Annotated in this window: 11 protein-coding genes and 4 pseudogenes; 5 read left to right on the plus strand and 10 right to left on the minus strand. The window is 34.9% G+C overall.

Annotated elements, in window-relative coordinates; translation table 11 throughout:
- Nucleotides 1-21 precede the first annotated feature (21 nt).
- A pseudogene (locus ACTYBU_RS17955) lies at nucleotides 22-720 on the minus strand (TauD/TfdA dioxygenase family protein); the annotation flags it as partial.
- Nucleotides 721-725: 5 nt separating this feature from the next.
- Between ACTYBU_RS17955 and ACTYBU_RS17960 the strand changes: the two are divergent.
- Nucleotides 726-1,838 carry an anaerobic sulfatase maturase gene (locus ACTYBU_RS17960; protein WP_445491810.1) on the plus strand — a complete coding sequence of 371 codons (1,113 nt, stop codon included), beginning with the start codon at nucleotides 726-728 and terminating at the stop codon, nucleotides 1,836-1,838.
- A 571-nt stretch (nucleotides 1,839-2,409) separates the two neighbouring features.
- On the opposite strand, the gene ACTYBU_RS17965 is transcribed toward ACTYBU_RS17960, so the two are convergent.
- From ACTYBU_RS17965 to ACTYBU_RS17980, 4 genes are all read right to left on the minus strand, one after another.
- Nucleotides 2,410-3,195 (minus strand): endonuclease/exonuclease/phosphatase family protein, encoded by a 786-nt coding sequence (locus ACTYBU_RS17965; protein ID WP_445491811.1) that lies wholly within the window; start codon nucleotides 3,193-3,195, stop codon nucleotides 2,410-2,412.
- Nucleotides 3,188-4,915, minus strand: coding sequence for an ABC transporter permease (locus ACTYBU_RS17970; RefSeq protein ID WP_445491813.1), 1,728 nt, complete (start codon nucleotides 4,913-4,915; stop codon nucleotides 3,188-3,190). Before ACTYBU_RS17970 ends, ACTYBU_RS17965 begins: the two co-directional genes overlap by 8 nt.
- A 10-nt stretch (nucleotides 4,916-4,925) precedes the next feature.
- Nucleotides 4,926-5,954, minus strand: coding sequence for an ABC transporter ATP-binding protein (locus tag ACTYBU_RS17975; protein ID WP_445491814.1), 1,029 nt, complete (start codon nucleotides 5,952-5,954; stop codon nucleotides 4,926-4,928).
- Between the two features lie 137 nt (nucleotides 5,955-6,091).
- On the minus strand, nucleotides 6,092-7,198 hold the full coding sequence (locus tag ACTYBU_RS17980) for an extracellular solute-binding protein (RefSeq protein WP_445491815.1): 1,107 nt from the start codon (nucleotides 7,196-7,198) through the stop codon (nucleotides 6,092-6,094).
- A 655-nt stretch (nucleotides 7,199-7,853) separates the two neighbouring features.
- Here ACTYBU_RS17980 and ACTYBU_RS17985 point away from each other — a divergent pair.
- Together ACTYBU_RS17985 and ACTYBU_RS17990 are read left to right on the plus strand one after the other, a co-directional pair.
- Nucleotides 7,854-8,747, plus strand: coding sequence for an alpha/beta fold hydrolase (locus ACTYBU_RS17985; protein WP_445491816.1), 894 nt, complete (start codon nucleotides 7,854-7,856; stop codon nucleotides 8,745-8,747).
- Between the two features lie 710 nt (nucleotides 8,748-9,457).
- Nucleotides 9,458-10,130 (plus strand): annotated as a pseudogene (locus ACTYBU_RS17990) (HAD family hydrolase).
- 118 nt (nucleotides 10,131-10,248) lie between these two features.
- On the opposite strand, the gene ACTYBU_RS17995 reads toward ACTYBU_RS17990, so the two are convergent.
- From ACTYBU_RS17995 to ACTYBU_RS18005, 3 genes and pseudogenes are all read right to left on the minus strand, one after another.
- Nucleotides 10,249-10,395, minus strand: a complete 147-nt coding sequence (locus ACTYBU_RS17995; protein WP_445491817.1) for a hypothetical protein — start codon at nucleotides 10,393-10,395, stop codon at nucleotides 10,249-10,251.
- Between the two features lie 150 nt (nucleotides 10,396-10,545).
- Nucleotides 10,546-11,217 (minus strand): annotated as a pseudogene (locus ACTYBU_RS18000) (VanW family protein); the annotation flags it as partial.
- Nucleotides 11,218-11,390: 173 nt separating this feature from the next.
- Nucleotides 11,391-11,540 carry a hypothetical protein gene (locus ACTYBU_RS18005; RefSeq protein ID WP_445491818.1) on the minus strand — a complete coding sequence of 50 codons (150 nt, stop codon included), beginning with the start codon at nucleotides 11,538-11,540 and terminating at the stop codon, nucleotides 11,391-11,393.
- Nucleotides 11,541-11,922: 382 nt separating this feature from the next.
- On the opposite strand from ACTYBU_RS18005, the gene ACTYBU_RS18010 reads away from it, so the two are divergent.
- Entirely contained in the window at nucleotides 11,923-12,801 is an 879-nt protein-coding gene (locus tag ACTYBU_RS18010; protein ID WP_445491820.1) for a hypothetical protein, read from the plus strand.
- Nucleotides 12,802-12,889: 88 nt separating this feature from the next.
- Here the strand turns inward: ACTYBU_RS18010 and ACTYBU_RS18015 are convergent.
- Both ACTYBU_RS18015 and ACTYBU_RS18020 read right to left on the minus strand, forming a co-directional pair.
- A pseudogene (locus ACTYBU_RS18015) lies at nucleotides 12,890-13,015 on the minus strand (alcohol dehydrogenase); the annotation flags it as partial.
- 72 nt (nucleotides 13,016-13,087) lie between these two features.
- Entirely contained in the window at nucleotides 13,088-13,660 is a 573-nt protein-coding gene (locus tag ACTYBU_RS18020; RefSeq protein WP_445491839.1) for a TetR/AcrR family transcriptional regulator, read from the minus strand.
- A 239-nt stretch (nucleotides 13,661-13,899) separates the two neighbouring features.
- On the opposite strand from ACTYBU_RS18020, the gene ACTYBU_RS18025 reads away from it, so the two are divergent.
- The gene (locus ACTYBU_RS18025) at nucleotides 13,900-14,610 is read left to right on the plus strand and encodes an SDR family oxidoreductase (protein ID WP_445491821.1); all 711 of its coding nucleotides are present in this window, start codon (nucleotides 13,900-13,902) and stop codon (nucleotides 14,608-14,610) included.
- The last annotated feature ends 235 nt before the right edge of the window (nucleotides 14,611-14,845 follow it).

Genomic DNA, 14,845 nt, shown 5'->3' on the forward strand with positions numbered 1-14,845 from the left:
CAGGCACCATGTATTAATCCTTTATTTTCCTCTACGAGTAACACTTCGGCGGTTATCTACACTAACTGGTACTTCGCCTTCTACAGTAACTCTCCGAACAACGCGATGTTGGTCATCATAATCATTTATTGCATAATGCTGTGTTGCACGATTGTCCCAAATCGCTACGTCACCAGCTTTCCAACGCCAACGTATAGTATTTTCTAATCTAGTAATATGATTCTGCAAAACGGATAATATATGAAAAGAATCTTGGGTAGACAATCCTAAAATGTTTTTTGCAAAATGTCCAAGTATTAAAGTACGTTCCCCAGTTTCTGGATGTACTTGGACAACCGGATGTTCCGTTTCGAAAACATTAGAGGCGAAGACTTCGGTGAAATGTTTAATTTCTTTAGAAGATGCTTGTGTGTGTGACCCTAAATAATCATATTCATTGGTATGTAGAGCCCAAAGACGATCAGCTAGATCACGTAACTCAGGAGAAAGATCTTGATAGGCTGCAGCTGTATTGGCCCAAACGGTATCTCCGCCAAAAGGAGGAACAACAACTGCTCGTAAAATGGATGCTTTTGGATATGAATCAATAAATGTAACATCTGTATGCCAAGAGTTGGCTCTACCTCCTCCATGAGAGGAATCAAGTTCGTGGATATAATCAGTTGCTTCTTTAGTTGGTACTGTTGGATGCGAATCTAAATTCCCAAATAACTTTGAAAATACATATGCTTGAAAAATTTATTAAAGAATACTTAGAAGTTTCAAATGGCATGGCCGCTTTTGTCTGGCAAGGAGGAAAACCACTTCTTGCCGGGTTGGATTTTTTTGAAAAAATCGTGCAGCTACAAAAAAAATATGCAGAACCTAATATGCGAATTTCAAACTCGGTTCAAACAAATGCGACACTAATTAATAGAGAATGGGCGGACTTTTTTAAAAAACATGATTTTTTAATCGGTGTGAGTTTAGATGGCCCTCAACACATACATGATAGAAGGCGGGTCACAGGGTCAGGAAAAGGTAGTTTCAATCAGGTAATGAGGGGGGTAGCTTATTTAAGGGAGAAGAAAGTCAGTTTTAATATATTGTCTGTTATTCATGAAGACAATGTAAGTAAGGCGAGGGATCTTTTAGACTTTTATAACGAACAATGTTTTGATTATGTTCAATTTATTCCATGTATGGATTTTCGAGCACAGGAAACAGAAAAGTCCGGCAAATATCTTATAACTGCAGAAGAATACGGGCAATTTTTGTGTGAGTCCTTTGATTATTGGTTTAACGATGGAAATCCAAGGATGTCAGTTAGATTTTTTGATAATTTATTAGATATGTATCTTCATCAAAGTGCAGAGCTTTGCATTCACCGGGAAACTTGTCCAAAGATGCTTATTCTAGAGCAAAATGGCGATGCATATCCATGTGATTTTTTTATCCATGATGATTATAAACTTGGAAACGTTGGTACAGATTCATTAGAAAATATATTAAATCATCCTAAATATGAAGCATTTCTTAACCTAAAACCATCGCTTCCAGATAAGTGCAAAAAATGCGAGTACTTAAATTTTTGTCATGGTGGATGCCCGAGAAGCCGAAGCAATCAAGGAACAGATGTTGATTATTTCTGCGAAAGCTATAAGATGCTCTACCAATATGCTGATGAGCGAATGATCAAGCTGACAAAAAAAGTTAAAGTTCATTGGCTTAATGAAGCTTTCAAAAGAGGAGTTAAGCTTCCTCTAAGAAATGATTTATGCTTATGCAGAAGTGGGAAGAAATTTAAAAAGTGCTGTGGGTTATTGTTAAAAGATGTGAATCAAGCTTCAATAAACTAACACTTATAAAGCGGTGTTAGATCACTAGCCTTGTATCACTTGAAAAATCATTTCAAGGAGACTGGAAAAAATTCAAGATTATTCTGTTGCTAATAATAAATAGAAGAAACGTGGCAAAAAAACAGTAGATATCAAAATTAAAGACGACTTTCTATTCAAGCTCCGAATGGAAAATCGTCTTTTTTTGAAGTTTAAACATCAGTAATTTCTGTTCCTTTGAATCCTACATACATTTTGTAGGTGTTAATCCCGAACTTAGAAAGAACGGTTTAGCTAGAGAACCGTTGGCTTGCAGTTTGTTGTCAGCTAAGGTTGGCAGGGGATGTGATATAAAAAGGGATTCAAGATGTAATTATTCATACATCTTGAATCCTTTTATCCCACTCTTAACGAGCAGTAAGACCCCCGCCTCAAGATTACGAGAAATCGAGGAAGATAGGCGGGGGATAACTGCCCGTAAAGGTCCGATAAGTGCAACTAACCATCAGTGGGGGATGAGGAAAACCCCCACTGATGGAAGTTTACTTTATAAGATTTGGTATAGCCCATCTTCTGGAATTGATCGCCGTATTTAAGTTAAGGTTGTATCTAAACAAACAGGAAAGTGGTCTGATGTATAACGACCACTAAATTGATCGGTAATGACCATTGTTTTATTAATTTTAGAACATGTATTTGCAAAGATATAGTCGATTAATTGATATTTATCCCAGCTAAGCTCATGGTTGAAACCAACCCCTGTGCAGGTTGCTTTGGGGCCAATATGATGTGGTGAATGGGGAACAACATCAATCAATTTAGACAGGATTAATGAATAAAAACGTTCATTATTTCCTCCGTTAAAATCACCAGTTAAAAAAATAGGCGTTTCTTGATCTATGCTTGAAAATTTGTTTAATAAAATTTCTGCTGAACGATAGCGGGAAATCTCACTAATATGATCAAAGTGTGTATTAAAGACATAAAACTCTTTTTCGGTTGCTTTTATCCGAAAATGTCCCCAAGTGCATATTCTCGGACAATCTGCATCCCATCTTTTCGACTTTTCCTCGTACTGAAAGGTGCTTGATAGCCAAAATGTGTCTGATTTCAACTTATCTATCTTAGCTTTTTTATAAAAAATGGGATTGTATTCATTGCTTTCATCCTTTGATCTGCCTAGTCCAAAAGAATCGTAATTCGTCATTTTCTTTAAATCATTTAGTTGACTCTCTTTTACTTCTTGAAAGCCAATGATATCAAAGTCATAATCTTGCATGATTTTCATGACATTTGTTTTTCGATCGCTCCAAAGATCCTCGGTATCAGAGGGGGTTTCCATTCGAATGTTATAAGTTGCTATTCTCAGATTATTCATGCTCACCCATCTTTCTTCTATTGAAGCGTAAATTACCATACACAAATGCTAAAATAATAGTATTAATAATCATTAAAATGACGGTGTAGACTAAATTTAATGCCTTCGTATCTGCTGTTACAGAATTTCCTATGGCGTTCATAATCGTTATGCCCAACGGTTCATACAAAGGATGGTATAAAAAAACGGTTAAATCATAATCTGGCAGAATGCCGATAAAGTTTAAGGCAAAGACACCTAATATAGACGGCAGAATGATTGGAAGGAGAACTTTTACAAACGTATAAAAAGCATTGGCTCCTAAATTTTTTGCTGCTTCCTCCATTTGATTATGAATGCCGAAAAAGGCTGATTTGGTTATACGTAAGGTAAATGGCAGATTAACGACTACATATCCAATTAACAGCAGCCAAAGTGTCCCTGTTAAGACTTGATTAAAGACTATCCCTTGAACATCATTGAAGGTAACGGTTAGTCCTACTGCAATTAATGTAGATGGTAGAAACCAAGGAATCATTAAGAAATAATCCAGTGCTTTGGTTAACCCATTATCATATTTCTTCATCAGGTAGGAGCATAATAAACAAACAACAACCACTAGGAAAGCAGCTGTAAAGCCGTAGCCTAAGGAAATGAAATATGGGCGCAGTGCTTCTATACTGGAAAACGTTAGTACATAATTATCCAACGTGATGCTATCTAACGTAATGACACCTGATGAAATAGCTAATGAATCAGTAAAGGAATAGATAATAATCGCAAGAACAGGCAGTGTATAAATAATAAACAATAAATATGCAGCTACATGTACAACGATATTAGCCAGGCAATTTTTAATCTTTTGTTTCTTAACATTCGTTTTTGTTTTCGATATGGAAATATAATTGCCTTTTCCTTCAGAATGCAGCATAAATGATAAGACAATAATGGTAATAATTCCTAGAATCAGCGCCAGCACGGTTGCCAAATCCTTCGAACTGGAACTATTAGCAAAAGTTAAAATCATTGGTGTAATTGTTTCAAAATCTTTCCCGCCAAATACTAATGGTGCCGAGGTGGCGCCTAGTCCTACTAAGAAGGTTAGGATCGTCATGGCAAAGAGAGTCGGTTTTAAGGTAGGCAGCACTACTTTTTTAAGGATGGTATATTGTGATGCGCCTAAATTTTTTGCCGCCTCAATCGTTTGATAGTCCACGTTTTTTAAAGCGCTGGATAAGAAGAGTACATGATTAGAGGTACAGGCAAAAGTCATCACAAAGGCTACTGCAAATAATCCGCTAAACCAATTGGCATCCCAATCGGGATTCACTTGAATCAAAAAATTCGTAAGCGGGCTGTTTTTGCCATAAACCAATTTATAGCCAAAATTAAGCGCCACACCGCTATAAATTAAGGTAGAATAAAAGCTTAGTTTTAAAATAACAGCACCCTTTATATCAAAATAATGGATGATTAAAACAAGAAAAATTCCGACAAGATTTACGGTGAAAACCAAAATAATCGCTAACGTAATACTATTTATTATGCTGGAAACAGCGCGTTCTGATCCTAAAAGCTTTTGAACGGATTCAAGGGAAAAGGTGCCGGTTCCAAAAAATGTCTCGTAAATAGGGTTCACATTAGGGAAAATCAAAAATGAGTAAATAAACCAGAGAATAAATAGAGATAAAACAAAAATGATTGGATTAAATGGTTTCCTTCTAATCCTTAAAGATTTCATTCCTCCACTCCTATGCATACTGTAGAATATTTTTCTGATTAAAAATGACCGTTACTTTTTGATTTTGAAAGGTATTAACAGGAATATCTCCCGTTAATATAACTCGAACAATAATATCTTCTATTTTAATGAAACATTTTCTGTAAATTCCATAATAGTGGGAATCCATTAATTGTCCTTCAAATGAAATTTCATCCTTTTCTAATGAAAAATCTTTCCCTGCCGGCAAAACTTTTGATTTTTCAATTCGAGAATAATAAGTTGTATTATCTGTTAGATTTAATTGATTAAACTTCTCCGGATATTTCTGTACCAATGGCGTAATATTATTATTGTCTCCAATGAAATTACATACGAACTTGGTCGCCGATTGCTCATAAATTTCTTCTGGTGTACCAATTTGTTCAATTTTTCCCTTATTAAAAACAGCAATCCGATCGGACAATATTAACGCTTCTTCTTGATCATGGGTAACATAAATGGTTGTAATCCCAAAGTTTTTTTGTAAATTCTTCAATTCATTTCGCAGTTGTAATCTTAACTTGGCATCAAGATTTGATAGAGGTTCGTCTAATACTAAAATGCTGGGTTTATTGATAAGCGCCCTAGCAATGGCGACTCTTTGTTGTTGTCCGCCTGATAAATCAGAGACTTTTTTCGCTAATTGGTCTTCGCTAAGGTCGACTTTTCTAGCGATTTCTTGAACTATTTGGTTAATCTCTTTTTTATTCACTTTGTTTACTTTAGGTCCAAAAGCAATATTTTCATAGACTGTCATAGTAGGGAATAGTGCGTAGCTTTGAAAGACCATTTTGATATCGCGTTTTTCGGTTGGTAAATCGGTTATATCTTGATCATTTATGTAAACTCGTCCTGCTTCAGGATGAATAAAACCAACTAATGCTCGTAATGTTGTCGTTTTGCCGCAGCCAGAAGGTCCTAAAAAGGTGAAAAATTCTCCATCTTCCACTTGGAAGTTTAAATTCTCTACTGCTACAAAATCATCATACTTGATCGTAATATCTTTAAAGGTAATCATGAATTTCCTCTCCCTTGGATTAATGCTAATAAAAAATAGGAGATTGAAATAACTAGTAAACGCACATGTTATTTCAATCCTTGATATGGAAGTATGATTTTTTATGGATTTACATGTTTAAGGATACTAGAAACAATCTACAATATTTCTAGTTCTAATTTTTCTACCCAAGCATCAATATTTTCTGTAACAAATGACCAGTCAATATCTTGTGGAACGATGTCAGCAAAAATTTGTTTTTGAAAGTCCGTCACTTGCTCTTGGGCTTTTACATTAGCGGGCATCGCATTAAATTTAGCTGCAAATGCACCTTGGACTTCTGCAGAGCCAAACCAATCAACAAATTTCTTTGCTAATTCTTCTCTTTTTGTGCCTTTAACTATTCCAATACTTTCAACAACCTGTGGTGTTCCTGCTTCTGGTTGGATAAATGCTGGCTCCGTGCCATATTGTTTCGTTTTAGCTGCCAATTCACCAGATATAATCGTACCTATTGGTGCGTCACCAGATGCAAATAGGGAGTAGTAATCTTCCCCTTCTGGAATTTGAACACCGTTTTTAAAGTAACGATCAATTGTTTCCCATCCTTCATCAGAGACACCTAATTCACCATTTGGATCTTTAAATTGAGATAAGATACTTGCAACAATGACTTTTGCAGTAGCCGTACCTAGATCATCACGTGCTTGGTAAATACCTTCATATTTTTTATTATTGGCTAAATCAAGATAACTTTTAGGTGCATCTGCTTCTTTTACCTTCTTCGGGTTATAAGATAATACTAAAGCTTGTTTTACTAAACCATGATAATAATCATCTGAATCATTAATGCCTTTTTCTATTTCATCGGACCAAACTGGTGCATATGGAATTAACACATCTTCCGTTTGCAATTGTTCATAGAACATATGATTTAATCCAAAAACAACATCTGCTACTGGGTTCGCTTTTTCTGATATCAAACGGTTTGTAACATCACCACCACCTGCGCCAACTATTTTAATTTTAATGCCGGCTTTAGCAGCTTCTTCCACAACCCATTCCCCACGGCCGTCACCATTTGAGTTAGTATAAACGACTAACGTTTCATCTGAACTAGCAGATTCCTCATCGTTCTTTGCTGTAGTAGTGGATGAATCTTTAGAACTTGATGTTGTTCCATTACTGCATGCCGCCAATACAAATAAAGAAATTAAAAGTAAAACAGCGCTACTGACTTTCTTTTTAAATGTCAAAATTTTCAATCCTTTCGTTTTTGAATTTCCTGTTCTTTTTGTGAGGAAAATATGTATCATTTTTCATCATTGGATTGAGTATATAATCTTACTGTTAATAACGTTTTAATTTTATGTGAACTCATGTAAATGTTGTCAAATAAAGTAGGAATATGTACTTTTGGTTTTGGAAGCCTGACCCCCAGTGCGGTAACGCTTTAAAGTATTGGGGGTCAGGCACCATGTACTAGAATGATATGAAAAACTAAAATAACATTGCAGAAATGATAGAGAAAAATACATACGTCACATTATCTATAACAGGGTAATAAAATATATCTATTACAGCCTCTTTTCCTTCATAATAATCCAAAGCAATATTTATATTCTACAAATAGCATTCTATTTTACTGGGAAAAATCTGTAATATGGGTAAGTAACTAGCTTCACTATTTCTTGGTTAATCCTTCTGCAACATAATCTAGTAAAAATGGAGTAAAATAAGAAACAAATAGGATCTGAATTTCAGTATGGATGCGGAAACTTTAAGACATTAGCAAGAAATTTCAAAACCTTTTCCATCCAGATATTATTCCCTAAAAACTAGGTGTACGATCCATAAGAAAAAGAAAATTTACTCAAATAGAATCATAATAAGATGATAGTAACAGTGGGGTGGTAGCGTATGTCTAATAATCTAACAATTTTTCGAAAAAACGGAAATGAACAACCTTTTATAGAAGCATATGAGGAAGTGTTAAAACTCTGGCCAGTTCCATACGAGGAAATAATGATCTCCACCCGTTTTGGTCAAACACATTTAATAGCAGCAGGACCTAAGGATGCCGAACCTTTAATTTTAATTCATGGAATGGCTTTTAGTGCTACGATGTGGTATCCAAATATCGAATCTCTAGCTGGCCGTTATCGTGTCTTTGCATTGGATACAATTGGGGATATAGGCAAAGGGATTGTAACAAAGATAATGAAAACTCGTCAAAATGCTGTTGAATGGATAGATGATGTACTCATAGGGCTTAATCTTACTTCAGCTTATTTTATTGGGCATTCTATGGGCGGGTGGATATCTATGAATTATGCTATACAAGCTCCTGAAAAGGTAAAAAAATTAGTTTTACTCGCACCTGCAGCCGGAATACATAAAGTAACTCCCAAATTTCTTTTAAAAGTTTACCCTGCTATTTTGTTTCCATCAGAATCACGCTTACAAAAAGCTCTTTCGTGGTTCCTGAGTCCTTATTACCAATCAAACGAACAATTAGATAAGTTAATTCACCAATTTGTCATATCGGGTATGAATTGTATTCCACGCATGAAAGTGGTCCCAACAGTATTTTCCGTCAAAGAACTGCAAAATCTATCTGTCGAAACACTTTTACTTGTAGGTGAGTATGAAGTAATTTACAATCCGAGAAAAATGGTAGAAAAAGCTAAGCATCTATGGCCAAATCTCACTTATGAAATAGTTCAGGAGTCAGGTCACGGATTGTCATTTGAGCAGCCTGAAATAATCAATGAAGCTGTTATGTCTTTTTTATGGAAAAAAAATAATCCGTAATAAGACTTTGCATCGTTTTTTATATGGCAATCCTTCTATTGATTTGTCAGCAAACTTAGTAAAAGAAGAAGGAATCAGGAGTTAAATGAAGACTCATTAAGAGAATGAAGTAAAAAGAATAGTGACAGACTTACTTGAGGTTGTACAATTAGGAATGCTGGTTGGAGAACCAGCATTTTACTAGTATTAGCATAGTCTGGATACTTCCTTTTTTGGAGATTTTTTACAAAATACCTATTTCTGCACTTATTAGTTATTTTTTTTTAAAGAAAGGGTGTTCTCTTTCGTTATTTCCTCATTTTTACCATATTTTAAAAACAAAAAAGTTAAGTATGAATGTATGGCAAAATGACCGTCTTCAATAAAATTCTCAAATAGTTATTTATTTAGAATCTTCATGATTCCATCCCCTTTTTAACGTTTTATGTAAAGTCTATTGTAAAAGAAAAGAACTTAAAAGTAAACGGTTACATTTAGGGGTATTTCGACGTCATATACTCCTTTCGTGTTGAAAGATGGTGAAAGGATAAAAAATATTGATTGGAAGAGTCCTAACGAAAAAAAATTTAGCAAGCAATATGTCATACTTTTTAAAGGTAGGAGAAGATGAATAAATGCAGCTAAATCTTCGATAGGATGAAATCATTAAATTTAACGGTTATTTGAACACCTATATGAATTGTTCATTTTTAGAAAAGGAGGCTGTGATAATGATTAAAGCGGTAATTTTTGATTTAGATGGAACGTTGTTAGACAGGGATAGCTCGCTTAAGCTTTTTATAAAAGATCAGTATAAAAGATACATCAAAGAGCTGATGCATATACCCGAAGAGAAATACATAGCAAGATTTATGGAGTTGGATAACAGGGGATATGTTTGGAAAGATAAAGTGTATAACCAACTATTAAGAGAATATGCTATTTCAAGCTTAACATGGGAGCAAATGCTCACCGACTATATCAATCATTTTCAGCATCACTGTGTTCCTTTTTCCAATATGGAATATGTTTTAAAAGAACTTAAAAATAGAGGATTCTTAATAGGAATGATCACAAATGGCTTTACTGACTTTCAGTTCAATAACATTCGAGCTTTAGGGATTGATAAGCATATAGAGACTATATTGGTATCCGAGCAAGAAGGAATAAAAAAGCCACATGCAGATATCTTTTTAAGAGTGTTGCAACGTTTAAAAGTGAAAGCCGAAGAAAGTATATATGTAGGAGATCATCCAGAGAATGATGTAATAGCCGCACGCAATGCAGGAATGCATGCCATATGGAAAAAAGACAGCTTATTGGGGAGAGCCATTTACGGATGAACAGGTAGTGACTGATTTAAAAGAATTATTATCCTTGATTCCGGCATTTAAAGGAAGGTAATTAAGGATAATCAATATAGTCGGGAGAAAATGTATGAAGGAATATAATAAGGTAGTAATTGAATTGCAAAATTCTCTCGCAAGCGACACCGTGTATAACTTGTAAAGTGAACCTTCCATCAGTGGGGGATGAAGAAAACCCCCACTGATGGAAGGTTCACTTTATAAAAATATTGAATAAGTTCATGCTCTTCTGAAATTGTTTTTTCCATCTTGAGTAGTGTTCTTTTTCCTACACCTATTAATTTTTTTGAATATGAGTGCATGCCCCCATTACGATAAAAGAGCCTGTTTTAATACAAAACAGGCTTCCTTTAAAAGGTTCGTTTTCGTCCATGATGTTCCATTATTTTCTAGCTTGCAAGGAATTTCATAAAGGATTCATCCCATTCAATAGGGACTAGAATGATGCATTACTGCACGATTTTTAACCCTGCACGATCTACAGCATTAAACAAGGTGGAAGATACTTGACAAATTCCCCCTCCAATTCCTTCAGAAAATTCTCCTTTCACAATAATGGGAGCTCGCATGTATCCCTTATCTGGTGTTCTATTTCCTACTACTTGATTAAATGAAAACGTTTCGTTAGGGAAGATGACATAATTGTCAATGGATTTTGCAGCAAGTGAGATATTATGCGTACGGTTTTTATTGCTTGAATTAAAATAGGTTACGTATTGACCAATCTGTTGTACCCGGATATGGGCAAGCAACTCACTGTCAACTTTCGGATAGATGTTCCTTTTCGGCACTTCTACTATAGAGGACCCTTTTCCAAAGAAATAGTTATAAAATTGCTCCTTAAATCGCTGTTTATTAAGTATGTAACCTACCTGTTCTGGGACAATGTTTCCTTGATCGTTGATTTTGGCATTTATGGGAGCCAGGAAAATTTGCTGATCAAGTTTATTGATGAATTGATTATATTTTTCTCCATTAACCATTGGAGTACCGGGCAAGGACGTAGTAAAGTTCTCACGGTTAACCGTGGCCATCGTCTGCCCTTGCTGAGTCACCGTTAAGCTATCAGGAAGCACAACGGGTTGAGCCAAAAACAAAAAAAAAGCCATCCATAATTGTTTCATAAAACGGTAAACCTCCTAATAATAGTATGAACAGGAGTTTCCCCTTCCATGTACTTCTTAAAACAATACTTTTGTTTTGGGAGCCTGACCCCCAGTGCGATAACGCTTTAAAGTATTGGGGGTCAGGCACCACCATGTATTGCCATGTATTGGCACCATGTATTCTGCAACTATTATTTCTTTATTTCAATAGATAGTGTATTATCTCTCATCGTTTCCTCTAATTTACTATGCTTAAAAAACAAAAATGTTAAATAGGAATGTATGGCAAAATGACCGTCTTCAATAAAATTCTCGAAAATTTGTTTATCTAAAAACTTCATCTTTTATCCCCTTCTTTCTATTTATTATTAACGTCAACTTTTTATGATAAGTTCATTGTAAAAGAAAAGATCAATAAAGTAAACGGTTACATTTAGGGATGTTTCGACTTAACTATACTCATATAGATGTTGAAATCGGAGATAATATAACAAATTATGGAAAAAATAATAAAATAAAATCGTTTGGTTGTCGATTTCATGATAAGTTTGCTGAAATCTAATAGAAGGGTCTCACCTGAACAAGTTATTTCTGCTTGTTTATACTCTTATTATTGAATAAATAGGAAGTTTATTTTTGGAGAATTTATAGAAATTTCTATATTTATTTTTTGTTAAATATGTTAATATTTTCTTGTTAAATATAGTGAAAGAAGGGGAAAACTTGAAACAATTCGTTAAGAAAATTTCATTTATCTTGGTTTTAGCATTAGCTTTAAACATCTTCCTACAATCTCCCTTTACAAAAAAAGCAGAAGCAGCAACGAAGTACACGTATTACATAAAATCTACTGCTAATTTGTATAGCAGTACGAAAAGCAACAAGAAGAAACTGAAGTCCATTCCTATTAATACAAAGCTTACAACGACTACATCGAAAAAAGAGAAAATGTATAAAGTAACGTATGATGGGAAAACAGGGTATGTTTACGCATCTAAATTTTCTACGAAACTAACAACCTTAACTTTTTATGTGAAGGATAGTGCTAATTTATACGACAATACTTCTAAAAAACAGAAGAAGGTACTATCGATTCCAATCAACGCTAAATTAACAACTCAATCTGTTGTTGGCAGTAAAATGTATAAAGTATCATACAATGGAAAATCTGGCTACATTTATTCATCAAAGCTTGCCGCGGAAAAGGTCAAAAGTGTTCCATTTGGTAAAACAGTTCAGTTGGGAAATTTTACTGTGAAAATCGATAAACCGATCAATGAATTTGGGGAAGGATATGTGTTTGAAGGAGAAAATGAATACATTGCACTTCCTGTTACAACCACTAACTATGGGGATCGAGAATATATTGGCTGGCTTTCAGAAGGCTACGTGGATGATGAGTATTACGATGTTTTTGATAATGCTTACGGTGCGGTTGATTACGTAGATAATGATCTTGAATTAGATCCTTTTGCTAAATTATCCAAAGGTAAATCGATTAGCGGTTACATTACCTTATTAATGTCTCCTGGTAAAAAACTTGAATTTGTTTACGAAGATATTGATATAAAAAATACCATCACTTTTACAGGTGAAAATTAAGTTGTAATTTAAAAAGTACCGAAAGATAAAGTGAACCTTTCCATCAGTGGGCGATGAAGAAAACCCCCACTGATGGAAAGGTTCACTTTATAGGTCTTGCTAACATTCGAACAATTACTTCATTATCTTTTGGTGGTTCCATCCTCTTGTCTTCCACTTTTAATACATTTTTAGGACTACCGAATTCGTAGAATTTAATACATTTCGCATCCAAAATAACTAAGTCTCCCTTTCGATCAATTAGATTTATTCCCATTATATCATCTTCATACAATCTGCCTGGATTCTATAATAAGTCCATTGGGTGAATATCATTTCTTTCAAACAGTTTCCAGACTTGCTCTGCCATAATCTGAGGTGTATGGGGCATTTGATTCGAAATCCACCATTCCACTAGTCCAACAAATGCAGATGCAGTAAATTGTATAATCAATTCCTTATCCATGTCTTTATTGCTGCCCATCATATCAATTCTCTCTTTTATGATAGAAGTTACTACCTGCATCATGCGTTCCCGAAATACAGAAGTTCTTTGATTGGAAAGCATAGAAGAAAAGAATTGAACATTCTCTTCATAATAAATAAATATAGACTCCAGAGCACCGATTAGATCTGTTTTTTCTTTTGTCGTGCATGAAAGGAACATTTTGTTTAATTGGTCGTCTATACACTTATCAAACAGATCATATTTATCGGTATAGTGTAGATAGACGGTTCCACGGTTTATATTTGCCCGTTCAGCAATATCATTAATGGTGATTTTTTCAAATTCTTTCTCAGAAAACAGTTCGAGAAATGCCTTGTTTATGGCTTCTCTTGTTCTTGCGATTCGTCTATCTGTTTTAGCAGCAGTTTCCATTCTTCTCATTTCTCCCTTCAGTTAATGAACAATTTACTTACATTTGTTGGATATATAACAAAAGTACGTATATTAGCGATTGAACTTCCTTTTCTTCTCTTTATAATAATAATCAACGGCGGTTAGAAAATCAACATAAGTCAATTATTCAACGTGTGTTTTATATTTTCCGAGTATGACAAAACGCCGTCTATTGATGAATTCATAGTAAAACAAAATGATAGAAGGGGTGAAGGAAAATGGAAAACTTGAAATCAAAGGTAGTTATTATTACGGGCGCATCCAGTGGAATAGGAGAAGCAACTGCAAAGCTGCTAGCCAAAAAAGGGGCAAAGGTTGTATTGGCTGCAAGAAGAAAGGAACGTTTACAAACCATCATAAAGGAGATTGAACAAGAGGGTGGTGAAGCTGTTTCCATCCAAACAGATGTTGTTTCACCGGAAGATATGCAGGAAATGGCACAGTTTGCAGTAAAGCAGTATGGCCGTATCGATGTTTTGGTGAATAATGCCGGAATTATGCCAAATTCTTTATTAAATGAACTAAAAGTCCATGATTGGGATCAAACGATTGATGTTAACATAAAAGGAGTATTGTACGGAATTGCTGCAGTTCTGCCGATCATGAGGGAACAGCAATCGGGACATATTATCAATATCTCCTCGATTATGGGGCATAAGGTCATTCCGACAACAACTGTTTACAGTGCCACTAAATTCGCAGTTCGTGCTATTGCGGAAGGGATACGCCAGGAAGAATCACCTAACTCGAATATTCGCTCCACTATTATCTCTCCAGGAATGACGGCGACTAGTGTTCTTCCAGAATACGAAGATTATCCCAGTATTTCTCCTAACAGTGTCGCCAGAGCAATTGCCTATGCCATTAATGAGCCAGATGATGCAGGTGTGAACGAGATTGTCGTTAGACCGACTTTGCAATCCATCTAAATCTAGCTTCTTAAGAAACTTCCAAATTATTGATCATCCTTTTCATGAAAGGGTGGTCTTTTTTTCTTATAACTTGAACTAAAGAGGCCTTACACTCCACTCCAATTTCTCTAGCGTCTATACGAAAAAAATGTAAAAATCCCAATATCCCTGTTTAAAAGAACGCATAGGTGGAATGAAAAAAGTAGAACAAATAATAATAAGGTGAAGGGATGATATTATGAGTTTAGAAAAT

Source organism: Niallia sp. 03133 (assembly GCF_052663225.1).

Bases quoted from the DNA above. Each gene is read 5' to 3' on its own strand.
- ACTYBU_RS17960 (WP_445491810.1), top strand. From the start codon at position 726: ATGCTTGAAAAATTTATTAAAGAATACTTAGAAGTTTCAAATGGCATG.
- ACTYBU_RS17965 (WP_445491811.1), bottom strand. From the start codon at position 3,195: ATGAATAATCTGAGAATAGCAACTTATAACATTCGAATGGAAACCCCC.
- ACTYBU_RS17970 (WP_445491813.1), bottom strand. From the start codon at position 4,915: ATGAAATCTTTAAGGATTAGAAGGAAACCATTTAATCCAATCATTTTT.
- ACTYBU_RS17975 (WP_445491814.1), bottom strand. From the start codon at position 5,954: ATGATTACCTTTAAAGATATTACGATCAAGTATGATGATTTTGTAGCA.
- ACTYBU_RS17985 (WP_445491816.1), top strand. From the start codon at position 7,854: ATGTCTAATAATCTAACAATTTTTCGAAAAAACGGAAATGAACAACCT.
- ACTYBU_RS17995 (WP_445491817.1), bottom strand. From the start codon at position 10,395: ATGCACTCATATTCAAAAAAATTAATAGGTGTAGGAAAAAGAACACTA.
- ACTYBU_RS18005 (WP_445491818.1), bottom strand. From the start codon at position 11,540: ATGAAGTTTTTAGATAAACAAATTTTCGAGAATTTTATTGAAGACGGT.
- ACTYBU_RS18020 (WP_445491839.1), bottom strand. From the start codon at position 13,660: ATGGAAACTGCTGCTAAAACAGATAGACGAATCGCAAGAACAAGAGAA.
- ACTYBU_RS18025 (WP_445491821.1), top strand. From the start codon at position 13,900: ATGGAAAACTTGAAATCAAAGGTAGTTATTATTACGGGCGCATCCAGT.